20 protein-coding genes and 1 riboswitch are annotated in these 22,986 nt (G+C 48.0%); of the genes, 9 read left to right on the forward strand and 11 right to left on the reverse strand.

All coding sequences use genetic code 11. The features are described from left to right. Positions 1–63 precede the first annotated feature (63 nt). Entirely contained in the window at positions 64–1,248 is a 1,185-nt protein-coding gene (gene solA / locus BUA12_RS09375) for an N-methyl-L-tryptophan oxidase (RefSeq protein WP_072710347.1), read from the reverse strand. 245 nt (positions 1,249–1,493) lie between these two features. Then, positions 1,494–3,167: a glutathione ABC transporter substrate-binding protein gene (locus tag BUA12_RS09380; RefSeq protein ID WP_245772799.1), complete on the reverse strand. Its 1,674-nt coding sequence runs from the start codon at positions 3,165–3,167 to the stop codon at positions 1,494–1,496. 440 nt (positions 3,168–3,607) lie between these two features. On the opposite strand from BUA12_RS09380, the gene BUA12_RS09385 reads away from it, so the two are divergent. Further along, positions 3,608–4,750: a CAP domain-containing protein gene (locus BUA12_RS09385; protein WP_245772800.1), complete on the forward strand. Its 1,143-nt coding sequence runs from the start codon at positions 3,608–3,610 to the stop codon at positions 4,748–4,750. Positions 4,751–4,900: 150 nt separating this feature from the next. On the opposite strand, the gene cls is transcribed toward BUA12_RS09385, so the two are convergent. Beyond that, entirely contained in the window at positions 4,901–6,421 is a 1,521-nt protein-coding gene (gene cls / locus BUA12_RS09390; protein WP_072710348.1) for a cardiolipin synthase, read from the reverse strand. 267 nt (positions 6,422–6,688) lie between these two features. On the opposite strand from cls, the gene BUA12_RS09395 reads away from it, so the two are divergent. The 5 genes from BUA12_RS09395 to BUA12_RS09415 all read left to right on the forward strand — a co-directional run bounded on the left by BUA12_RS09395 (position 6,689) and on the right by BUA12_RS09415 (position 11,839). Continuing rightward, positions 6,689–7,432 carry a hypothetical protein gene (locus BUA12_RS09395; protein ID WP_072710349.1) on the forward strand — a complete coding sequence of 248 codons (744 nt, stop codon included), beginning with the start codon at positions 6,689–6,691 and terminating at the stop codon, positions 7,430–7,432. Positions 7,433–7,630: 198 nt separating this feature from the next. Further along, entirely contained in the window at positions 7,631–8,866 is a 1,236-nt protein-coding gene (gene fabF / locus BUA12_RS09400) for a beta-ketoacyl-ACP synthase II (protein ID WP_072710350.1), read from the forward strand. Between the two features lie 27 nt (positions 8,867–8,893). Beyond that, positions 8,894–9,772: a DegV family protein gene (locus BUA12_RS09405; protein WP_072710351.1), complete on the forward strand. Its 879-nt coding sequence runs from the start codon at positions 8,894–8,896 to the stop codon at positions 9,770–9,772. Then, entirely contained in the window at positions 9,773–10,756 is a 984-nt protein-coding gene (gene plsX / locus BUA12_RS09410) for a phosphate acyltransferase PlsX (protein ID WP_084670106.1), read from the forward strand. A gap of 87 nt (positions 10,757–10,843) precedes the next feature. Then, the gene (locus BUA12_RS09415) at positions 10,844–11,839 is read left to right on the forward strand and encodes an acrylyl-CoA reductase family protein (RefSeq protein ID WP_072710352.1); all 996 of its coding nucleotides are present in this window, start codon (positions 10,844–10,846) and stop codon (positions 11,837–11,839) included. 108 nt (positions 11,840–11,947) lie between these two features. On the opposite strand, the gene BUA12_RS09420 is transcribed toward BUA12_RS09415, so the two are convergent. The 4 genes from BUA12_RS09420 to guaB form a co-directional block, all read right to left on the reverse strand. After that, on the reverse strand, positions 11,948–12,214 hold the full coding sequence (locus BUA12_RS09420) for a Txe/YoeB family addiction module toxin (RefSeq protein ID WP_072710353.1): 267 nt from the start codon (positions 12,212–12,214) through the stop codon (positions 11,948–11,950). Further along, on the reverse strand, positions 12,214–12,471 hold the full coding sequence (locus tag BUA12_RS09425; RefSeq protein WP_072710354.1) for a type II toxin-antitoxin system Phd/YefM family antitoxin: 258 nt from the start codon (positions 12,469–12,471) through the stop codon (positions 12,214–12,216). Before BUA12_RS09425 ends, BUA12_RS09420 begins: the two co-directional genes overlap by 1 nt. 349 nt (positions 12,472–12,820) lie before the next feature. Then, positions 12,821–14,365 (reverse strand): glutamine-hydrolyzing GMP synthase, encoded by a 1,545-nt coding sequence (guaA, locus tag BUA12_RS09435; protein ID WP_072710356.1) that lies wholly within the window; start codon positions 14,363–14,365, stop codon positions 12,821–12,823. A 17-nt stretch (positions 14,366–14,382) separates the two neighbouring features. Then, on the reverse strand, positions 14,383–15,852 hold the full coding sequence (gene guaB / locus BUA12_RS09440) for an IMP dehydrogenase (RefSeq protein ID WP_072710357.1): 1,470 nt from the start codon (positions 15,850–15,852) through the stop codon (positions 14,383–14,385). A gap of 66 nt (positions 15,853–15,918) precedes the next feature. After that, a riboswitch (purine riboswitch) is annotated at positions 15,919–16,019 on the reverse strand. 131 nt (positions 16,020–16,150) lie between these two features. On the opposite strand from guaB, the gene BUA12_RS09445 reads away from it, so the two are divergent. Next, positions 16,151–16,525 (forward strand): general stress protein, encoded by a 375-nt coding sequence (locus tag BUA12_RS09445; protein WP_072710358.1) that lies wholly within the window; start codon positions 16,151–16,153, stop codon positions 16,523–16,525. A gap of 20 nt (positions 16,526–16,545) precedes the next feature. Here the strand turns inward: BUA12_RS09445 and BUA12_RS09450 are convergent, their stop codons facing one another. Beyond that, the gene (locus tag BUA12_RS09450) at positions 16,546–17,151 is read right to left on the reverse strand and encodes a YfbU family protein (protein WP_072710359.1); all 606 of its coding nucleotides are present in this window, start codon (positions 17,149–17,151) and stop codon (positions 16,546–16,548) included. A gap of 175 nt (positions 17,152–17,326) precedes the next feature. Next, positions 17,327–18,166, reverse strand: a complete 840-nt coding sequence (locus BUA12_RS09455; protein ID WP_072710360.1) for a helix-turn-helix domain-containing protein — start codon at positions 18,164–18,166, stop codon at positions 17,327–17,329. Positions 18,167–18,334: 168 nt separating this feature from the next. Between BUA12_RS09455 and BUA12_RS09460 the strand changes: the two genes are divergently transcribed. Beyond that, complete coding sequence (locus BUA12_RS09460; protein ID WP_072710361.1) at positions 18,335–19,399, forward strand: DUF2382 domain-containing protein; 1,065 nt, start codon at positions 18,335–18,337, stop codon at positions 19,397–19,399. Between the two features lie 155 nt (positions 19,400–19,554). Continuing rightward, positions 19,555–20,784, forward strand: coding sequence for a general stress protein (locus BUA12_RS09465; protein WP_072710362.1), 1,230 nt, complete (start codon positions 19,555–19,557; stop codon positions 20,782–20,784). A gap of 58 nt (positions 20,785–20,842) precedes the next feature. Here the strand turns inward: BUA12_RS09465 and dmpG are convergent, their stop codons facing one another. Both dmpG and BUA12_RS09475 read right to left on the reverse strand, forming a co-directional pair. Further along, positions 20,843–21,856: a 4-hydroxy-2-oxovalerate aldolase gene (dmpG, locus tag BUA12_RS09470; protein WP_072710363.1), complete on the reverse strand. Its 1,014-nt coding sequence runs from the start codon at positions 21,854–21,856 to the stop codon at positions 20,843–20,845. After that, the gene (locus tag BUA12_RS09475) at positions 21,853–22,746 is read right to left on the reverse strand and encodes an acetaldehyde dehydrogenase (acetylating) (RefSeq protein WP_072710364.1); all 894 of its coding nucleotides are present in this window, start codon (positions 22,744–22,746) and stop codon (positions 21,853–21,855) included. The genes dmpG and BUA12_RS09475 overlap by 4 nt, the downstream gene beginning before the upstream one ends. Between the last annotated feature and the right edge of the window lie 240 nt (positions 22,747–22,986).

Genomic DNA, 22,986 nt, shown 5'->3' on the forward strand with positions numbered 1-22,986 from the left:
GCCCTGTATCCTGCATCACCATTGATCAATCCTTTATTAAAGTCCATCAAGCGTTCAAATGCTTCACTTCCCCCTCGCTTTAAAATACACCTCATCCTTATTTTCCGGCTGGAGGCTCGGGCGTGTCGCTTTAAAGAGTGAGATGTCCTGGGAAGCCTCCCCTTTCGTCACCAGTTCACCCAGTATTTCACCGACCGCGCTTGAGAATTTATATCCGTGTCCCGAAAAACCTGCCGCAATCGCAATATGATCATGCGCCGGGTGTTTATCGATGATGAAGTTTTCATCCGGTGTATTCGTGAACATGCAAGTCCGGCCCACATCAAGACTGCCATTCGCCTCTTTCATGTACTCCCCGAGAAAGCCTCGGAGATCACCTTCATCCTTATCCAGCGCACCGAACTCCTGGTTGTAGTATTCGGGATCGATTTCCTCACCATTATCATAGCGGCCGACTTTCAATCCTGAACCGTCGATGCTCGGGAATCCGTAGTAGACACCGGTCGGCACATCCGCAAAGAACCCCGGGAAGTCGTCGGCTCTGTACAGGGCATCATCAGAATCAAACCAAGCGATGGTCTGCCTCGACGGCTGGATGCGCAGCTTCAAGTCCAGGTCATCCAGTATCTTCTTGTTCCATGCACCACCTGAGATGATCAGTTTATCTGCAGTGAATGATTCCGTATTCGTCTCGACTTTCACCGAATCGGCGAAGGCATCGATGTTCATCACCGGTGAGTTGACTTTCAGTTCAGCACCCCTCTCCAGTGCAAGCCTTCTGAATGTACGTATGGCATTCTCTGAGAATAAAACACCCGCATCCGGTTCGTAGCATCCGATCTGCCCGTCCGGCACGGCGATGCCCGGCCACCTCGCATTGATTTCATCCGCTGATAGTGTATCCAGATTCAAATCATATTCAAGCCCGCCGTTGATCGCCGTCTGGACAAAAAGTGAGTCACTCGGTCCAAAGGTCACCACACCTGTTTTCAGGAATATCCGTTCGCTCGTTTTCGTCTGCAGGTCATCCCATAGTGCCTGCGCGCGCATCGCAAGCGGCACATAATCATAGCCCTCGCCGCATGCATGTCGGATCAGCCGCGTGTCCCCGCTGTGGCTGCCGCTCGCATGCGGCGGATCGAATGCATCGATCATCAGTGTTTTAATCCCCTGTTCCGCCAAATAATAACCCGCTGCCATCCCCATTGAACCCGCACCGATCACAATCACTTCATAATGCTTTGTCATGCTTATCTTCCCCCATGAGGCACACAGAACAGATGCCTTTCAATTTGTATATACCTTGATATTAAGCGCTTACATATCCATATGTAAAATAGGCGGTAAAGATGAGGGATATCTCTGATGGAGATGGATTGAACTATTTCAAAAATTTTCTTAACCGCAGACAAAAAATCCCGGGCTTACAGAGTCATTAATCATCCGCATGCCCGGGAGGCTGCAAATCTGTACACATCCTTAGATGTACACCACTAGTTTGTGATGGTGACATCACGGAAATCCGGTCTGTTGAAATGGTCGATGTATAAACCTTCCACTCCTTCACCGTATGCATTCATGCTCTCAGTTTCCCTGAAATAAATCATCGGTGCTTCATCTTCCAATATGGCCTGTGCCTCTTTATAAATTTCTTCACGCTCTTCATCGGAAGTTGCTTCCCTGCCTTCTTGGAGCAGCTGATCAAATCCTTCATCATCAAAGAAAGTCCGGTTACCCTGAGTGCCTTTCATGGAAGAATGGAAAACATCCCATAACATCTGATCCGGGTCTCCTGTAGAATTCGGTGCACCTTGTATGAATATATCGTGCTCACCCTGTCCTGCTTTTTCAAGGAAGGCACCCCACTCCAACTGCTCTACATTCGCTTTCACATTGATTTCTTCAAGAGCTTCCTGCAGATAAACAGCTACGTTGATCCTTTCATCATCATCATTCGTCAATATTGATATTTCGAAGCCGTCTTCGTACCCTGCTTCCTCCATCAGTTCCTGCGCTCTTTCCACATCATAAGGGTAGCCTTCCAAACTTTCATCGTACCCCAGCAGCTCGGATGTCACGATACCCTTCGGCAACTTGCCCGAACCGCTGTAGATGCCGTCAATGATTTCCTGTCTGTCCACCAGATGGGAAATTGCCTGTCTGACACGTTTGTCATCCATAGGTTCGCTCTCGGTGTTGAAACCTATATACTGGACTGCCATATTGTAGAGTGTGTAAGGCTCCATCACTTCACTTTGCTCAATCTGTGAGAGATGGCTGCCTTCGTAACCCATTATCATATGGGAATTCCCTGTTTCAAGGTCTGCGATACGTGAGTTTGTTTCGGTGATTATCTTAAAAGTCACGGTATCCAGATTCATCGGCTCTCCCCAATAGTCATCGAATTTTTCAACGACAGTTTTTTCACCAGGTGACCTTGATGAAAAGGCAGCATAGTTGGTACCTGTCGGATTACTTTCCACAACTTCACCGATATAGTTGAAAATGTCATCTGCTATATTGGTATGCTCCTCATCGCTTCCTTGCCTTAAATCATAATATTCAGCAGCAGACATTTCATGCCCCGCACTCTCCAGTGCATTTTCATAATCTTCATCTATGACAGCCTTACTGATCATCCCGCCGCCATTATGAGTCAAATGGTTCAGGAAAGGAGCAAAAGGGTATTCTGTTATAATTTCCACAGTGTAATCGTCGATGACGTTCACTTCCTCAATCATTTCGAAAATATTCAGCCGGGGTGATGCTGTGGCGGGGTCAGTGACCCTTTCAAGGTTTGCTTTGACGACTTCTGCATTGAATTCACTGCCGTCATGAAACACAACATCGTTTCTCAAACTAAATCGCCAAGTCACCTCATCCACCTGCTCATACTCTTCTGCAAGCAACGGGGTTATAGCCATGTTTTCATCATGTTTGACGAGCCCCTCATAAATAGTATTCCTCACCTGGTCAGAATAGAGGTCGTTATTGCCATGCGGGTCCATGGAGACTGCGTCAGTACCAGTGGAAACAATGAAATCCCCACCTTCTGAAACCGTATCTTCTGCCGCTTCTGTACTTCCATCAATTGCCTGGTCATTGGTACAAGCAGTCAGTATGCCCGCCATTACCACCATGATGATGATATAATATTTTCCATTCACTATGTATCTTCACCCTTCTTTTTAATTCATATAATAAAACTATGACATTAAAACCTATTTTAACACTAGGATTTACAAGGGTTCAACCTTGATTACTTTTATTTTCCTATGATTTTCAATAAGAATTCACCCTGGCAAACATAAGGGCGAATAAAACCAGTGTTTCTCATATATGTTATGCGTTTGACTCAGGCAGCAGGTCATGTCTTTATTCAAGAGATTCCCCCATGCCCCCGGTTCTCTTCACTTGAAATTAATCCGCTTCATGAAGTAAACTTAAGTACACGCTGCGGGATTTCCTCGGAAAGCATGCGGTTCAAGGGAAATGAATATTATTCAAAAACATATAAAAGACGGGGCACTGACTCCCGGTCCATAAATCAACTGTGTTTCTTCTCGAATGATGAAATGCAGTTGATTTATTTTTATCGAGAAAGGTGGTGGTTGAAATTTTCAAACGTTTATTTTTTATCTTGCTGCTCATAGCCGGAGGGATTCTCACAAAGCCGTATTGGGAGGAACCCGTTCGTGAAAACACGCCGAAGCAGCTGTCGGAAGCATTCGATACGGCAGGCGACTTCACCAGCAGTATGATTGAAGACATCGATTTTGACGCCCTGAGGCAGCAGGCGTCTTCACTCATCTCCTCCTTTACGGAGGCTGAAATTGAAACCGCCGCAGAAGAAGCCGAAACGCCGGCACTCTCGGTTCCGGAGGCGCAGTTCTTTTCCATAGGCAATATCGAACTTGGAGATACACGGGAGACCGTCGAAGAAATGTACGGCGCACCGGAGCGTGAAAGCGCAAACGAATACGGCGTGGAGTGGGCCGCCTATCATGAAAGCTATCAGAACTTCATGAAGGTCGCATATGATGAAGAGGATATGGTACGCGGGCTTTACACCAACCAGGATATGCTTTCTTCACGGTCGGATATATCGCTCGGAACCTCACAGGAGACGGTGAACGAAATAATGGGCGAACCCGAGGAAACCCTTCAAAGCGGCCCTCATATCTATCAGATTAATGATGAAAGCGCCTATGATCTTTACGTGCTGGAGGGCGTGCATGCCACCCTCTTTTATGACGTCCATCAGGAAGATCAGGTGGCCGCCGTCCAGTTGATCGATGAAGGGCTTGAACGCTCGAAAGATGGACTATTTGCGCCCGGCAGTGAAGCATTGGCCGAAGGTCTGGAATACCAGCTGTTCGATTTGACGAACGCCGCACGTGTGAAGCACGATTTGACGCCCCTCGAATGGCATGAGGCGGTCAGCGTGACAGCAAGGGCACACAGTACGGATATGGCTGAGAACGACTATTTCAGCCACCAGAATCAGGATGGACAGTCCCCATTCGACCGGATGGCGGAAGATGACATTTCATTCAGCACCGCAGGTGAAAATCTCGCCGCCGGACAACCCAGCAGCATTTTTGCGCATCAGGGACTGATGAATTCCGAAGGACATCGTAAGAATATACTGCAAACCAGGTTCGAGGAGCTGGGCGTCGGCGTCGCCTTCAATGAAAACGACCAGCCGTTCTATACGGAGAAATTCCTGACCCGTTCGTGGTTCAATTGATTGGAAAAGAGTTTGTGATTTGATCCTCCACGGCTCCAAACCTTTTTAGTCAATGAAGAAAAGCAGATCCATCATCAGTGACAGCTGACCGAAATATAAAAAACATGCCGCTGGAAATATCCTGTGGCATGCTTCATTTCATCTACATCATTATAAAATAGGTGAAATCAGGTTCGCAAACACTTCTTTCACCTTGATCCAGTGACTCCTCGATTCATATTTCTCCTTCGTCAGCAATGTGCTCGATTTGATGTCCTCCTCGAATGTATGACGCTGACGCACTGCCTCCCCCTCATCAAAGATGAATGCATTGACTTCAAAATTCAGGTAGAAACTCCTGACATCAAAGTTGGTCGTCCCTATACTGACCATCTCATCATCTATCATTATCGTTTTAGCATGTAAAAAGCCTGTTTCATATATATAAACTTCCGCGCCCAGGTCGACGAGTTCACCGGCATTGGCATAAGTCGCCCAGTAGACGAATGGATGATCAGGGTGGTCCGGTATCATCAGATGGACTTTGACACCTCTTAAGATGGCAGATTTTATCGCTTCATATATCGATTGATCGGGAATGAAATACGGCGTTTGAATATACAATGATTCTTTTGCTCTGTTGATCATATCGAAATATCCGTTTTTAACTTGCTGAAACTCTTCATCAGGGCCGCTGGAAGCAATCTGCATGGCTACATCACCATCGTATGCCACTGACGGGAAGTAATGTTTCTCCCATGTCAGGTTATCCCGCTTGCTGTGGGAGTTCCAGTCAAGCATGAAACGGAGCTGGAGCAGCTTGACGGCATCCCCTTCGACCCTCAGATGTGTGTCGCGCCGGGGCGGGAGGTCCGCTTCATGCCACTCCCCTTTGTTTTTATCGAAGCCCACATATTCATCTCCGACGTTGAATCCGCCGACATAACCGGTGATTCCGTCGATGACGACGATTTTACGATGATTCCTGTTATTGAGGCGTGGGTTGATGAGCGGCAGTATGCTCGGGAAGAAAGCGGCCACCCTGCCGCCCGCCTGCCTCAGTTCTTTGAAGTGGCGGTTGCTCAAGCTTCTTGAGCCGAGATCATCGTACAGGACCTTCACTGCAACGCCCTCTTTCTGCTTTTCGACGAGCGCATCATAAATTTCCCTGCCGATGGTGTCCTTCTTGAAGATATAATATTGCAGGTGGATATGATCCTTGGCATTCCTGATATCCTGCAGCAAACAATCAAATTTTTCACGTCCGTTGGTGAATGTTTCGACATTATTATTGTCCGTCAAAAATGTCAGATGGCTTTTCAGCATCATATGGATGAAAGGCCTGTGCTTTTCGGTCACCTCGTTTGGGAGTTCATGACCCCTGTCCTGCAACTCCTCGAGCTGTTCATTAACGATGCTCTCAAGCCTCGCCTGCTCTTCTTCATCCATCTGGAACAAGTTCTGCCTGTAGATTGTGCGGCCGAACAGCATATATAATATGAAACCAACGATTGGGATGAAGAGAAGGATCAGGAGCCATGCCCACACGCTCTGCGGACTCCTTCGCCTTTCAAGGAAAATCAGGCTGATTGCGAAGAGAAGGTTGATGAGGAAGAGGGCGATCAGGATGATATCCAATAATAGATATGCATTCATATAATTCGGCAGATCATCAAGCAGCGGCCAAGACATACCCTCTCTCCTCCTTAAGGCTGATTATGTAGATGAGATACATATTCCCTCCACATCATCAGACCAAACGTTCATGACATTATCAATAACCATTTGAGAAAAGGAGGTCGGACACGGGGGAATAATACTGCAGCACCGAGTCAGGGCGTTTACGAGAATGCTTGAAAGGATTAAACCATCATGTCCATTTTAAAATATTTTTAATATTCAATATTCCGTGTTATCATTAGTGTGATATTACCCTTTTATTGAGAGGAGGCTGCTTTGATGAAGAAAAGGATTTGGCTGGGTTCACTTTTAGCTGCAGGCGCATTGATGATTACAGGGTTGGATGATGCGGCACAAGCGTACGAGGAAGAAGGCGCAAAAACGCTCTGGGGTGAAATACTCCCTGCCGAAACGGATCCGGATGGTGACGGCTGGGCAAATATGGGATTTGATCCGACATGGATGTCCCAGGAAGCACAGAATGAAATCAACCAGCTGGCTTATGACAAGGATTTCGGCGATTTGTCACAGGTTGCGTTCAATGAAGCTGTCGCAGTGATATGGCAAAGAGAAGAAGCACATATGGCAGGTCAATACGACGGTCATTACGAGTACTCAGACGACTATTATTACGATGATTATTACTACGGCTATGAAGACGGTTACTACGACGGTTATCATGACGGCTATTACGATGGATACCACGATGGATATCATGACCATCATTATTACGATGTCCACTATTATGATCATTATTACTATGATTATTATTACTATGATCATCATTACTACGACCACCATGACTATGGGGACAAAGTATGGCATGATGAAATCCATCCTTTGAATGTTGATATTTCATATGACAACCTGGCTTATCTCGCAATGCATGAACCTGAAACATTGAATTCGGGACCGTTGAATGCACACCCTTACGAGCACTATTTCATCCATGAAGGTTATGAATACCACTTCATGTTCGATGGTGTCTGCTGGATCTGGTCGTATGCACCCGTAGGACATTAAACAGATGACGAATTAAATTAATTTCATAATCAGAAATAAGGCATGCTGCAGTCATCACCTGCATCATGTCTTATTCATTTTTCTTTCAGCCAGCCCAATCATGACACCTCCCGCTTCAGTCTCCCACCCCCTAATGGTACAATGACAAAGTGAATGTATTTGTATTCTACATATAAAGAAAACTGAAGGAATGATTAGATGGTGCGAGTTGTAGTGACAGGCATGGGGGCCGTCACACCGATCGGCAATAACCTTGCAGACATGTGGGCGAACATCCGGGCCGGCAGACACGGCATCGGTCCGGCAACTAAAGTGAATCCTGATGATTACAGGACACCGGTGGCCGCAGAAGTGAAAGATTTCGACCCGTCAATGGTGATGGACAGGCGGGAAGCCAAAAGAATGGATTTGTTTGCACAATATGCGGTTGCAGCAGCAGATGAAGCCTTCAAAATGAGCGGTTTCGTAATAAACGGGGGAAATCAATTCGATGCCGGCGTCATCGTCGGTTCCGGCAGCGGCGGGTATATGGCCATGGAGGATAATGTCATAAGGCTCCATGAAAAAGGCCCGAACAAAGTGGAGCCCCTCTTCCATATCAAGACTCCCGTGAATATGGCAGCGGCGAACATCGCCATGCGGTTCGGCATGAAAGGTGACTCGATGTCCGTCTCCTCCGCCTGCGCAAGCGGCAGCCAGTCGATCGGGGAAGCTTTCATGAAGATCGGTCAGGGCCAGCTTACAGCATGCCTTGCGGGCGGTGCTGAAGCGACTTTGAATGACTCGACATTCAGCGGATTTTCAGTCCTGAAAGCCATGTCCAAACAGTCTGATCCCGACAAGGCCTCACGGCCGTTCGACAAGGCACGCGACGGATTTGTCCCGGGTGAAGGTGCAGGCATATTGATGCTTGAATCATTGGAATCCGCACAGGCAAGGGGGGCAACGATTTATGCAGAAATCTCCGGCTATGGTGCGACCACAGATGCACATCATGTCACCGCCCCGCTTCCTGACGGACATGCAGCAGGCACAGCCATGAAAAAGGCGATGCGCATGGGGGGAATCAATCCCGGAGAGGTGACGTACATCAATGCCCATGGCACAAGCACACCCGCAAATGATACAAGCGAAACAGAGGCCATCAAACATGCTTTGGGCGAATCTGCTTACAACACACCTGTTTCAAGCACGAAAAGCTACTTCGGTCATATGTTCGGCGCTGCCGGCAGCACTGAAGCGATCGTCTGCATTCAAGCGCTCCGGGAGGGCTTCATCCCCCCGACACTGAACCTGAGAAACAGGGACCCCGAATGCGACCTTGATTATGTACCTTCAACAGGCAGGCAGCAGCCGGTTGAATACGCCTTATCCAATTCGATGGGGTTCGGCGGCCACAACAGCTCACTGCTGATCAAGCGGTGGGATGAATAATATATTCAAACATCTGGAGGAACCATTATGAAAGCAGCAATACTATGTGACAGTTCAGCTTATCTCGCTTCACCTTTGACAGGCAGGGAGGATCTGTACCAGGTCGACTTTACGCTCGTCCTTCCAAATGATGAAGTGATCACCGAGTCGACAGATGAAACACACCTTGAAAATTTTTTCGATGAGTGGATGCAGGAAGGCACACCACAGCCCAAAACGGCGCAGCCCGGCATTCAGGATTATCATGACGCCTTCCGAAAAATCATCGCCGCAGGATACGACACCGTCTTCGGTGTATATTTAAGTTCGGGTGTGAGCGGCACATTCCAGACCGCCCACGCCGTCGGACAGGAGTATGCCGACCAATTGAATATCATCAACTTTGATGCGGTCGGCCTGTCCGTGAATATGGAGCAGCTGATCCGGCAGCTCACCATCATGATCGATGCCGGAAAATCGGTTGAAGAGATTCAGGAAGCAGCCACCTGGCTGAATGCACAGAGCCGCTTTTTCATCGCTGTCGAAAAGCATGACAACCTGATCAAAGGCGGGCGGGGCGAATCTTTGAAAGAACTGGAAAATGATGCGTTCAAGACGCTCCCGGTTTTGGAGTACATACCGGAAGATACACCGGTCCTTACGGAAACGTATCGTACGAGTAAACAACGGAATAAGAAGCTGGCAGAATTTGCAGCTGAGTACAGTGAAAAGTTCCCGGACCACAAGATCCAGATTGGCATCGGTCATACCCTTTCCGAAAATAAAGCGCTGAAGTTGAGAGAGGCCATCAGGGAACTGTTGCCTGGGCAGCCTGTTGAAATCCGTATGATCGGCACAGCATTCTGTTCCCATCTCGGCAGAAATGCATTATCCTTCGGATTGATGCCCAAGTGCGGGGTGGAATAGATGGTGAAGATCGCAGTCGATACTGCAGGCGGTGACCATGGTCCCGGCACGACGGTATACGGGGCCAGTCTTGCGATGCGGGATAACGCCGGATTGGAATGCCTCTTCTTTGGAGATCAATCTCAGATTGAAGCCGCGCTGCCGGGCTTTGCGGATACAAGCAGAATGGAGATCATTGCGGCAGATGAGGTCATCACGGATGAAGATGACCCGCTCCGGGCTGTGCGCAGAAAGAAGGATTCCACGATCGTCAAGGGATTGAAGGCCGTTGCGGAAGGTGAAGCGGATGCTTTCGTCTCCGCCGGCAACAGTGGCGCAATCTTTGCAGGCAGCGTGTCGATCATCGGGCAGAATCCGAACGTCACCCGGCCCGCTTCCGTGACCGTACTGCCGACGGTCTCCGAATCCACACCCCATTATCTCATCATAGACTCAGGTGCAAATATTGCCGCCAAACCGGAACACCTGGCACAGTACGGCCGGGTCGGCAGTAAAGTGGCCGAGCAATTGCTGCAAGCGGAAAATCCACGGGTCGGCCTCTTGAACATCGGTTCGGAAAGTACAAAAGGCAACGCCTTCACAAAAGAGACCTTTCAATTGCTCTCGGCCGATGAAGATTTGAACTTCACCGGAAATGTCGAACCGCACACGCTGCTCGGCGGCACCCATGAAGTTGTCCTGACGGACGGCTTCACCGGCAATATCATGCTGAAAGCAGTGGAAGGCACAGCCGGCATATTGATGCACGACTTGTTGGAAAAGATCAAGGCCAACAGCAGTTTGGCAGAAAACGATGAAAAGATGATGGAAGACCTTATGTACAGTTATATCAACAGATATACGAACCAGGACATCGGCGGCGGTTTCATACTCGGCATCAAGGCACCCGTCGTCATCACCCACGGCTCTGCCGGCGAAATGATGTTCAAACACAGTGTGGAAATGGGCGCAGAATTATCCAAAAGCATCATCTTCCAAAGATGAGCGTCTGATAGCAAAAATCCTTTAAAACAGATTATATAAGTTCAATTCAGGGAAGATATGGTTAATAATTGTCTTAGGAGGACTATAATGAACGCTTTCAATGCTTTAGTTGCTGATAAGATAGATGAAAAAATCGAAATGCACATCAAAGAACTGCAAGTCGATGATCTGACCGAAGGTGAGGTGCTGATCGACGTCCATTATTCCAGCGTCAACTACAAAGATGGCATGGTCGCCGCAATGGGTGAAATTGCAGAGGCATTCCCGATTGTCCCTGGCATCGACCTCGCCGGTGAAGTCATCGAATCCAGTGATGACAGGTATAAGAAAGGTGATGCCGTCATCGCCACAAGTTACAAAATCGGTACGGGCATCTCCGGCGGCTTTTCCGAAGTGGCACGAATTCCGGCAGACTGGATTGTACCCTTGCCTGACGGAATGACTTTAAAAGAGTCAATGGAGCTCGGCACTGCAGGGCTGACTGCGGGCATTTCAATAAAAAAACTCGAGGCTGTCGGTATGACCCCCGATGAGGGCCCTGTCCTCGTTGCCGGCGCCACCGGCGGTACAGGCAGTTTGTCCGTCAATATGCTCGCCGCTTCAGGGTATAGGGTTGTTGCCAGTACAGGCAGCATGGACGAAGAGGCGTATTTAAAATCCCTGGGAGCCACAGAAGTCATCCACCGGGACGAGGTGACCAATCAGGAGGGCGGCCCTGTCGGGGAGCCGAAATATCAGGCGGCCATCGACCCGGTCGGCGGCAAAACGACAGAGTATCTCATCAAGCATATACAGCCTGAAGGTGCTTTGGCGACGTTTGGACTGGTGGCAGGCATCGCAGTGTACACTACGGTCTTACCATTCATCGGCCGCGGCATCCACTGGGTCGGTGTGGATTCCGTCAATTATCCGATGAAATTACGTAAAGACGTATGGGAAAGGCTGGCCTCAGACTTGAAACCCGACCTCATGGATAAGGATCTCGTGAATGAAGTGACTTTGGAGGAACTGCCTGAAGTGCTGCATAATATCATCGAGGGGAAAGTCAAAGGCCGGACGATTGTAAATCTTAAATATCAATAAAGTCTAAGAGTATGTGTATAGCGACATGAATTCATGAAATCAAGAATAAGCCCATATCATCCTTTTTGATGGTATGGGCTTTTCATTCATATCCGCTTTTCGTTATAATCACTCATAATGTGACCAGGCAGAATAAATTTTCACCAGTTTTAATTCCTCATCTACTGTATAAACTACACGATGTTGATGGTTGATTCTTCGGGAATACCTGCCCAGATGCTTGGGCTGAAGTTTTTCAAAAGATTGGGTTGGTTGAAAGGGTTCTTCTTTTAAAACCTGCACTACTGATTCAAACTGGCTTTTTAAATTAGATTGTTTTATCTTTTTTAAATCTTTCTTCACTGAATTTTTAAATACTACTTGATAGTTCTCCATTAAAGTTTATCCCAATCTATCTCGTCTACATTTGTAAAGCCACTGTCATCTTTTTCTCTTTCCCTTACCTTATCCATCACTCCAGTTTGCTCTAAAATTAATGTTTCTTGAATGCTGTTCCAATCTTCCTGGCTGATGATGACTGCATTATTCTCTTTTTTGGATCCATTAATGATCACTGGCTGATGATCTTCGTTAACCTTTTTTAAAATATTGTAAAATTCTTTGCGTGCATCAGTTGGAGATAAAATTTCCATATTAATCACCTCACATTTATTATAACGTACGTTTTTAAGTACGTAAATAAAATAAACTCTATTTCCTGCTATTTACGCCCCATAATTTGTTTCACAAGTTTCGCATGCTTCAGTCTGATTGTAAATGCGCCCTTGTTCATAGATCCGTAAAAGTTCAAGCTGCCGTACCATGCGACTTGCACGTCCAGCACGATAGGAATATTAATCACTGCACTTTTTCTCTGAGTTACCTGGATAAAAGTAGATGCAAGAAATGAATAACCGTGCCCCGCAGTATTGCTGGTGGAGCAATGCCATAAGAAAAAGAACCGCAACCCTTATAATCAAAGGATTTACGGCTCTCCTGCAATTATTCCCACTCGATTGTTGCCGGTGGTTTATTCGTTATATCATACACGACTCTGTTGACATGTTTGGATTCATTCACGATCCGCTTCGAGATCTTGTTCAGTACATCCCAGTCGATCCTCGCGAATTCGCTGGTCATGCCGTCGACGCTGGTCACGGCCCTGATGCCGATGGTGTAGTCATACGTCCGGTAGTCGCCCATGACGCCGACGGACCGGATGTCAGGAAGTACCGTGAAGTACTGCCAGATGTCCCGATCAAGGCCTGCTTTCCTGATCTCATCCCTCAAGATCCAGTCGCTTTCCCTCACGATTTCAAGTTTTTCCTCCGTGATTTCACCAAGCACCCGGATGCCGAGCCCCGGCCCCGGGAACGGCTGCCTCCACACAAGGTGTTCTGCGATGCCGAGTTCGATGCCGAGCTCCCGCACTTCATCCTTGAATAAAGTGTTCAGCGGCTCAATGAGTTCAAACTCCATATCTTCGGGCAGTCCGCCCACGTTATGGTGGGATTTGATCGTCGTCGCGGTTTCGGTGCCGGACTCGATGATATCTGTATAAAGCGTGCCCTGCGCAAGGAAGTCGACTTCAGTCAGCTTCGCCGCTTCATCGTTGAATACATAGATGAATTCATTTCCGATGATCTTACGTTTCTTCTCAGGGTCTGAGACACCTTTCAGCTTTTCCATGAAGCGGTCTTGGGCGTCGATTTTGATGATGTTCATGTTGAAGCCTTCACCGAACTGTTCCATGACCAGGTCACCCTCGCCTTTACGCAGGAGGCCGTGGTCGACGAATATGCACGTCAGCTGGTCTCCGATCGCCTTATGCAGCAGCACTGCAGTGACGGACGAGTCGACACCGCCGCTCATCGCACAGAGGACTTTGCGGTCGCCGACCTGTTCCTGGATTTTCTCCACTTCAATGTCGATGAAGTTCTCCATCGTCCATTCGCCCGTGCATCCACTGATTTCACGGATGAAGTTCTTAAGGAACGCATCCCCATTCAGTGAGTGCTTGGATTCCGGGTGGAACTGAACACCGTACAGCGGTTGTTCTTCATGCGCGATCGCAGCATATTCGCAGTTTTCGGTATGCGCAATCTTACGGAAGCCTTCCGGGATGCCCGTCACTTTGTCGCTGTGGCTCATCAGCATGATCTCTTCTTCGTTCATCCCTTTGAAAATGTCTTCCGACGGATCCAGTATGAGGTCCGTCGAGCCGAACTCCCTGCCGGGGGAGGAGACGACTTCCCCGCCGAGTGTGTGGACCATCAGCTGCATGCCGTAGCAGATGCCGAGTACCGGCACGCCAAGTTCAAGCACTTCAGGGTCCACCCGGTAGGCGTCGTCGTTATAGACGCTCTTCGGTCCTCCTGATAGGATGATGCCTTTCGGGTTGAGTGCTTTGATCTCTTCGATTGTAATGCTTGGATTGTGCAGTTCACTGTATACGCCGAGGTCACGGATCCTCCGCGTGATCAGCTGATTGAACTGGCTGCCGAAATCGATTACCAGAATAAGTTCCTGTTCTTTTGCCATTTCCATTTATAAAAATCTCCTGTCTAGGTAGTGTAGTTCGGCGCTTCTTTAGTGATCTGGATGTTATGCGGATGACTTTCCACTAAACTTGCACCCGTGATTTTTATAAACTGGGAATTTTCACGTAATGCCTCAAGGTCTGCGCTGCCTGTATAGCCCATGCCTGATTTCAATCCGCCCATCAGCTGGTAGATCGTATCCTCGACCGGTCCTTTATACTCGGTACGGCCTTCGATGCCTTCCGGGACATACTTCTTGGATTCCTTGTCCTCCTGGAAGTAGCGGTCTTTCGAACCCTGGTCCATCGCGCCCATTGAGCCCATGCCGCGATATGTCTTGTAGCGGCGGCCCTGGAACATTTCAACTTCGCCCGGGGATTCCGTCGTTCCGGCAAGCAGGCTGCCGAGCATGATTGCATGTCCGCCTGCGGCAAGCGCCTTTGTGATATCGCCGGACAGTTTGATGCCGCCGTCCGCGATGATCGCCTTGCCGCGCCTGCGTGCTTCCGTAGCTGCATCGTAAACCGCAGTGATCTGCGGCACCCCGACACCTGTGACGACACGTGTCGTACAGATCGATCCCGGACCGATGCCGACTTTGACGACATCCACACCCGCATCGTACAATGCTGCAGCACCTTCTGCAGTTGCGACGTTGCCGGCAATCAATGTGATGTCCTCAAACTTCTCCCGGATATCCTTTATCGCATCGAGCACGCCCTGTGAATGGCCGTGGGCAGTATCTATGACGAGCGCATCGACGCCCGCTTTGATGAGTTCTTCAGCACGTTTTTCAGTCTCTTTGGCCACCCCGATCGCCGCTGCGACAAGCAGGCGGCCCTGCTCATCTTTTGCAGAGTATGGGAACTCGATCACTTTCTCGATATCCTTGATTGTGATCAATCCCTGCAGGACATCATTTTCGTCCACCAGCGGGAGCTTTTCAATGCGGTGCGCCTGCAGGATGCGGCTTGCTTCTTCAAGCGTCGTACCCACTTTGCCGGTCACCAGATCCTCTTTCGTCATCACTTCATCAATCGTCATCGAATAGTCTTCAATGAATCGCAGGTCACGGTTCGTGATGATGCCGATCAGTTTCTTTTCTTCAGGGTTGTTCACGATCGGCACCCCGGAGATGCGGTATTTGCCCATGAGGTGTTCTGCTGCATATACTTGTTCTTCTTTAGTCAGGAAGAATGGATTTTTGATTACACCATTTTCGGAACGTTTGACTTTCTCGACTTCCTCCGCCTGTGCTTCGATCGACATGTTCTTGTGTATCACGCCAAGTCCGCCCTGTCTCGCAATCGCAATAGCCATAGCCGACTCTGTGACAGTATCCATGCCTGCACTCAGTACAGGGATGTTCAACTTGATTTGCGGTGACAGCTGTACGGATAAATCAACATCTTTCGGCAGCACTTCTGAATGCGCAGGGAGCAGCAATACATCATCAAACGTCAAACCTTCTTTTTCAAACTTTCTTTCCCACATATTATTTGCCTCCAAAATTTGATGATAACCTCCAATAAATGAATATGACGAAGAACAATTAAAGTATTCAATTAATTGTTATCTCATAGCAGGTTTTTTTAAGGAAAACCCTAGAAACTCACAATCCATATTATTGTGATTATATGAAATAAATAATTACTTATGATAACAAAAACAATGATGACATACAACTTTATTGTACATGATTATAGTACAAATATCTTCATTATGAAATGAGTAAAATTCAGGGCGCCGGGGTAGATACATAATAATACATTTAATAATCGGAGGCATCGATATGAATTATTATGAGTTTTTCCCGAATCGTGATGAATTGTTGGAAGAGATTGAATTATTGAAGGGTGAGGGGTATTACGAATCCGATTTCCATGTACTGGCTGCTGAAGAAGCGGATCCTGATGAGATGCAGTGGATCAAATATACGGACATCTACTTCCATCCTTACTTTGATGAAGGTGAAAGCATGAAGTCGATGTTCTCTGCAAATGAACCGGCAAAAAATTTCATGCAGAAAATCGAATTGGATGATGCATCGTCGGTTGAATATTTGGAAAGGATCAAAAACGGGGAGTTTTTCCTCTTTTATACGGATGATGAAAAATATGCAAGGGAAAAAGATGCCGGCAAAGCGCCGGATGCCGGTGCATATTAGCACATGATGAAACACCCGCATCATCTCTGATGCGGGTGTTTGCGCCTTCCCCGTGCCGGAATCCGTCCTTTACCCTCCTGCACTGAGAACAGTTCAACCAGCTGCTGCTTGGTTATGTAAGTCGGGATGCCGACTTTGGGTATGTTGAAGTCTTTGAATTTGAGCAGCATTTTACGGTATGTCTCTATATCCATATCCGGATTTTCAATGACCCGCGGCAGCTTCTGCTGTTCATGCTTCTTCAGGAATCTATAGTAGCTCAAATACTTATGTTCACTTTCGATATCGCTTCTGAAACCTGCAAACTCTATGATGTATTTCTTTCTTAAATACTGCTGGTCCGAGTGGCTCAAAAACTCGAAGGAAGTTTCAATGCAGTGATACATCGTCAGTATGATCTCCACTTCTTCACTTACTTTTTTTGATATCCCCTCATCCATATGATGTACATGCTCGAATATTTCATTATACTTACTCTCAATGCCATTGATGACGATATCGATGTAATATTCATAATTCCTGTAGTTCTCACTGCCTTTGGTGTACCGGTCACGCCGTTCCATCAATAATAAATAAACCAGCAGGCGTTCTTCTTTGCGACTGAGCGGCTTATCGTCCGTCCCCATTTAAAATACACATTCCGATACATTATGGTTTTCATTTCCTGACGCTTTTCTCCCATATACTCCTTTTTCGGCCCATTCATTGCAGTACATCCTGTAATCATCATTCATATTTATTACCCCCTCTTTATTAATATAAATGATAGTTGAGGTTCACCTGCAAAGGAATAGCCGGAAGCTAACTATCCACAACTGGATAGTTTTTTGATTTTTCCCACATTTCAAGACAGCTGTGCTGTTCAAAAATGATGTGCGCCCGCTGCCTCAAGTCATCGTATCCTTTTTTCTCACCCAGGCCGGCCAGGGCTTTCAGCCATAAATCGTAGATTTCACACATCATATAAGAAGAAAAATTCATACTCAATATGTTGATCGCTTTTTTACATTTCAAGATCACCTGATGGTGCTGGCCCTCATTACTGTAACATGCGGTCAGATGATACAATATTTTCGTCCCCAGCCTGAAATCATCGATATTCAATTTCCGGTAAAGTTTATCGGCGTCCGCATAATATTTCAATGCTTTTTCCCCGAGGTGATGCTTTGTGTCCCCGAGCGCCATGTAGAGATGAGGGAGATAACTGCTCAGCCTGTGTTTATCCGCAATGTAAATCGCATGGCGAAGCTGGGTCTCGGCGTCCTCATAAGACATTTCATGAAATGACACAAGCCCCCGGTGCCATTTCGCATACATTTTAACTTTATCGCTGGACGCCTTCACATTCCCCTGATGCACATCCAGGACCTTCATCATTGCCGCATAATCATTCTGTTCCCTTGCGGCATCCAGTTCATTTGTAAAAACCTCCTCCCCGGTCATCCCCTCATTTGCCAATAAGTCATTGAAGGATAAGTTCAGCCTCCCGAGAATCTGGTTCACTTTCATCATGGAGAGACTCCCATTGTTGTTCTCAAGCCTGGACAGGCTGGACTGCGAGCATATCCCCCTGCTCAGCATCTTCTGTGAAATCCTCTGTTTTGTGCGCTCCCGCCTGATCCTGTCCCCTATAGTCGTCAATATGCTGCCCCCTTATTATAATAATTTAAATATATATCGCAGGTCTGCTTTGTCAACAAATATTTTTATTCCTGTTTAATATTTTCATGAAGGGGTATCGTTTTTATAGATCAATTAAGTAAAGAATCACTTAATGTAAAAATAATTATTATGCCTGGAGGGGTACTGATGAGCAAGATGGAAAAGTTTAAAAGCGAACAGGAACTTGTCGGAAGAATCGAGCAGCTGCGTGCCGATGGGGTGCGCGATGATGAAATCACAGTATTTTCAAAAGATTCCCTCGAAAACACATCACTGAATTACACTGATGTCAATTTCAAGGATGCGGAAGGTTCTGCATGGGATAAATTTGCGGCCTTCTTCACTTCGGAAGAGCCTGAAGAGCGCGTCATGAAAGATATGAACTTGAGTGAATCGGAGCAGCAGGAATACATCAATGCCATGCAGGCTGGAGATATCCTGTTATATGTAGACGACAACACGCCACCGGAGTCTCAAATGGGCACCGGTGCTGCAGCTGGCGCTGGAGTGGGTGCCGGAACACGTGAAACAACGGAATCACCCGTCGCCTCAACGAGCTCGGAAGACCGGGTGCCGGATCCCGCCGACGACGGCGTGGCCCAGAACCAGGGACACCTGAACGATAAGGCCGGCAGAAAAGAGGATGAAGCGCTCAGACCTTCCCCGAACACCGAAGAAGGGAACCAAATGGATAAGGACTACGAAGGTACGATGCGTGCAGAAGATGATGTTACAGGTACAGGCGCTGCAGCCGGCACAACGAGAGATGCTGGGGCTGCAGGCAGAACGGACGAAGAAGAGTCACTTGAACTTCGCGAAGAAAGACTGAATGTCGACAAGGAAAATGTCAAGACAGGTGAAGTGCAGGTGGACAAGCATGTTGAAACTGAACGTCAGGAAGTGGACGTTCCTGTTGAGAGGGAAGAAGTCGAAATCGAACGCCGTCCGGTTTCAGGTGAAAAAAGGGCTGGTGGTTCATTCGATGACACCTCACTTGATGGGGACGACTCGATCAACGTCCCGCTCCATGAGGAAAAAGTGAATGTATCAAAAGACAATGTCGTCGATGAAGAAGTCGTCGTCAAGAAAAACAAGGTCACTGACACTGAGCACGTGGAAGAGGATGTCCGCCGTGAAGAATTGGACGTCAAGGAAGATGACTCGGCACTCGATCATGACCGCAGCAGAGATAATGACAAGGATAGATTTTAATAATCATAAATGGTCTACATCTCCCTGATATATCAGGGAGATTTTTTTATCTTCAGGTTGGAAAAACGTTCATCGTTTTATCTGCATGACGAGAGGGTATCTTTACAGTACACGAGATTTCTAATTGATAAATTATCATGCCTGGAGGGGTACTCATGAGAAAGTTTGAAAACTTCAAAAGCGAACAGGAACTCATTGGAAGAATTGAACAGCTGCGTGCTGACGGTGTCAGCGACGATGATATCACCGTCTTTTCAAAAGAAGGTCTGGAAGGGACCTCCCTGAATTACACGAACGTCAATTTCAAAAGTGCAGACGGCACAGCATGGGACAAATTTGTGTCATTCTTCACTTCTGAAAAGCCTGAAGAACGGGCGATGGCAGACCTTGGACTGGATGAGGCGAACAGGGAGGAATACATGACGGCCCTTCAGGCTGGAGACATCTTGATGTTCGTCAGCGAAGAGGCCCGGAGCGCCTCGGAAGAAAACCTCGGCAACAATGAAGAAGACGAGGCAAACATTCAAAGTGATGATGATGCGGTCGGCGGCGAGCGCCACGATGCCGAATACCGACGGGAAGAAGATGATCCCGGCCTGCCGGGCACAGACAGAGCAGCCGCCGTTTCAGCAAACACTGCTCCCGGTTCCACGTTGAGTTCAGGTGAAAACGAGCGCAGCGATGTGCGCGACGAAGAAGTGGATGTCGATTCACGGGGCATCAGTAACAAACCCGGCACCAATTCAGATGGCCGGACACGGGAGGACAAGGATGTGAGCGATTACGGCACCAATGCAGATGACACGACACGGGAGGATAAAGAGGCAGCCGGTTATGGCACTAAAGCATCCGGCTCACGTGTCAGGATAATAGAAGCAGATGCCGCCCGGGCGGACGATGACCGCACAACCGAAGGCCCCGCGCATACGGACTCGGGAGAGAAGAGTGATGCAGTCAGCAACGAAGAGGCGAGGGTGAGTGAAGCGGCACCGGAGCAGACATATGATGCCGGCACCGCAGGAAAACGGTATGAAGATCAGGAAGCGGCCATGGTTGCAGGCTCAGGCCGGACGATCCAGCCGGATGAAGGTGAAGATATCAGTGATGAGGATATCGAGAGGGATGCACGCGTCGTCGACGAAGAGCCATTCGAGGAATATATCACCAAAGAAACGGGCGAAAGGGTCGATGTGTCGACCTACGGTTACGATGACACCGAAAACCGTGATGATATTGAAACGTCGAGTGAAGACGTCAAAGCTTCGCAAAATAAAGGCCTTTCAAGGGATGACCGGGCAATCAGAAACAAGTATAAGTTTGAGGAAACCAAAGAGAGCGACTATACTGCCCATGACCCGGACCGCCGCAACTTCAATACGAAGTGATGCAAAAAGACTGTAAAATCATCAGCGATTTTACAGTCTTTTTATATTTTAATAATGTTTATTTATTAGCGGCGAGCTCCTGTGCGACACCGACGATCCAATCTTCCTGGCCGCCGACGGCGCCCATCTCTGCAATGCGCGTCAGTATGTCACGCGGGTCCACGCCATACTCTTTACCTGCACGTTCAGCGAACAGCAGGAAGCTTGAGTAGACACCTGTATAACCGAGGGTCAGGGACAGACGGTCGATCTGCACCGGTCTCTCCATCATCGGTTTCATCAGGTTCTCTGCCGCATCCATCGTCTTGTACAAATCAAGATTATGTTCGATATCCATCCTGTTCAGCACTGCGACGAGCTGTTCCGTTGCGGTGTTGCCGGCGCCTGCACCCATTCCTGCAAGGCTCGAATCGATGCGGTTTGCACCCTCTTCGATTGCAACGATGGAATTCGCAACGGCGAGCGAGAGGTTGTTATGCCCGTGGAACCCGATTTCCGTTTTCGGATCGAGATTATTTTTCAGCAGCGAAACCCTCTCTTTGACGCCATCCATCGTCAGGGCGCCTGCGGAGTCCACAGCGTATACGGTGCCGGCACCGTAGGATTCCATCTTCTTCGCTTCTTCAAGAAGGTTTTCCGGTGACGTGCGGTGGGACATCATTAAAAATCCAACCGTGTCCATCCCGAGCTCTGCAGCCTTTCCGATATGCTGTTCGGATACATCGGCTTCCGTACAATGCGTCGCCACGCGTGCCACACTCGCGCCCCAGTCATGGGCCCTTTCAAGATGATCGATTACACCAATTCCAGGAAGGAGCAGCACGGCGACTTTTGCATTTTTCACATTCTCAACCGTCGTCCTGATGATGGTCTCTTCACTTTCTTTTGAAAAACCATACTGGATCGAGCTGCCGCCAAGGCCGTCCCCGTGCGTCGCCTCGATGATATCCGCACCGGAATCGTCGACCACCCGGGCGAGTTCTGCAATCTGTTCTTTGGAATACTGATGACGGATGGCATGCATGCCATCCCTTAAAGTGACATCGTTGATTGTAATTTTACGGCTCATCATACCCTCTCCTTTTCAAGCATACTTTTCGCGATGACTTCACCTGTTTTAACGGCTGCTGCCGTGATGATATCCAGGTTGCCTGCGTAATTCGGTAAAAAGTCCCCGTTGCCTTCAACTTCAACGGATACCGTCACGATGTCGCCCTTGACGACCGGATCCGCCTTATAGCGGTAGCCCGGTACATAGGACTGAACGGTTTCCACCATTGCATCGAGTGATTTCAGGATTTCATCTTTTTGCCCCTCGGCGTCCCCTGCTGTCTTCAGGTGGATCGTATTCCTCATGAGTATCGGCGGGTCGGCAGGGTTCAAAGTGATGATCGCCTTCGACTCTTTGGCACCTCCGACTTCCCTCAGAGCATTTGCCGTGGTCACCGTGAACTCATCGATATTCTGCCTCGTCCCCGGTCCGGCGCTCCTGCTCGAGATGGACGCGACAATCTCCGCGTAATCCACTTCAAGTACATCCGATACCGCCTTGACGATTGGAATCGTTGCCTGTCCGCCGCATGTCACCATGTTGACATTTTCCAGATGCGGGATTTCTTCTTCCTTCAGGTTGACGGATGGCACCAGGAAAGGCCCGACTGCCGCCGGTGTCAGATCGATCGCCTTTTTGCCGAGGTCTTTCAATATCTTCGAGTTGTGCAGATGCGCTTTTGCTGATGTTGCCTCATATACGATATCCGCAATATCAGGATCTTCCACCAGTCCGTCTATGCCGTTCGAGATTGCTTTGACGCCGTGTTTTTCAGCCCTTTTCAAACCTTCCGATTCAGGGTCGATACCAATCAGTGCGGTCACTTCCAAATATTCATTTTCCAGCAGTTTCATCATCAGGTCACTGCCGATGTTGCCGGAACCTATGATTGCACATTTCACTTTTTCCATTTCTTCATCCCCCATATTTATAAACATATTCTACGTAAAGGTGTCCAATCCATTTGAACTACCAGTCTTCTTCTTAATTTTCTGAAATGTTAACAATTATATTTTGAAGTTTAAGGCAAGACTGACCATTTGTCAATTCCCAAAATTAAAATCCTCCCTGACGGGAGATGAAAATTCGGCAGTTCCGACAATTCCTTCATAATATGGCTTTTATTTTCTCTTGAAAAAATAGACTGCAGA

This window comes from Lacicoccus alkaliphilus DSM 16010, from assembly GCF_900142805.1.
Taxonomy (GTDB): domain Bacteria; phylum Bacillota; class Bacilli; order Staphylococcales; family Salinicoccaceae; genus Lacicoccus; species Lacicoccus alkaliphilus.

Bases quoted from the DNA above. Each gene is read 5' to 3' on its own strand.
- solA (WP_072710347.1), bottom strand. From the start codon at position 1,248: ATGACAAAGCATTATGAAGTGATTGTGATCGGTGCGGGTTCAATGGGG.
- cls (WP_072710348.1), bottom strand. From the start codon at position 6,421: ATGTCTTGGCCGCTGCTTGATGATCTGCCGAATTATATGAATGCATAT.
- BUA12_RS09395 (WP_072710349.1), top strand. From the start codon at position 6,689: ATGAAGAAAAGGATTTGGCTGGGTTCACTTTTAGCTGCAGGCGCATTG.
- fabF (WP_072710350.1), top strand. From the start codon at position 7,631: ATGGTGCGAGTTGTAGTGACAGGCATGGGGGCCGTCACACCGATCGGC.
- BUA12_RS09405 (WP_072710351.1), top strand. From the start codon at position 8,894: ATGAAAGCAGCAATACTATGTGACAGTTCAGCTTATCTCGCTTCACCT.
- plsX (WP_084670106.1), top strand. From the start codon at position 9,773: ATGGTGAAGATCGCAGTCGATACTGCAGGCGGTGACCATGGTCCCGGC.
- BUA12_RS09415 (WP_072710352.1), top strand. From the start codon at position 10,844: ATGAACGCTTTCAATGCTTTAGTTGCTGATAAGATAGATGAAAAAATC.
- BUA12_RS09420 (WP_072710353.1), bottom strand. From the start codon at position 12,214: ATGGAGAACTATCAAGTAGTATTTAAAAATTCAGTGAAGAAAGATTTA.
- BUA12_RS09425 (WP_072710354.1), bottom strand. From the start codon at position 12,471: ATGGAAATTTTATCTCCAACTGATGCACGCAAAGAATTTTACAATATT.
- guaA (WP_072710356.1), bottom strand. From the start codon at position 14,365: ATGGAAATGGCAAAAGAACAGGAACTTATTCTGGTAATCGATTTCGGC.
- guaB (WP_072710357.1), bottom strand. From the start codon at position 15,852: ATGTGGGAAAGAAAGTTTGAAAAAGAAGGTTTGACGTTTGATGATGTA.
- BUA12_RS09445 (WP_072710358.1), top strand. From the start codon at position 16,151: ATGAATTATTATGAGTTTTTCCCGAATCGTGATGAATTGTTGGAAGAG.
- BUA12_RS09450 (WP_072710359.1), bottom strand. From the start codon at position 17,151: ATGGGGACGGACGATAAGCCGCTCAGTCGCAAAGAAGAACGCCTGCTG.
- BUA12_RS09460 (WP_072710361.1), top strand. From the start codon at position 18,335: ATGAGCAAGATGGAAAAGTTTAAAAGCGAACAGGAACTTGTCGGAAGA.
- BUA12_RS09465 (WP_072710362.1), top strand. From the start codon at position 19,555: ATGAGAAAGTTTGAAAACTTCAAAAGCGAACAGGAACTCATTGGAAGA.
- dmpG (WP_072710363.1), bottom strand. From the start codon at position 21,856: ATGATGAGCCGTAAAATTACAATCAACGATGTCACTTTAAGGGATGGC.
- BUA12_RS09475 (WP_072710364.1), bottom strand. From the start codon at position 22,746: ATGGAAAAAGTGAAATGTGCAATCATAGGTTCCGGCAACATCGGCAGT.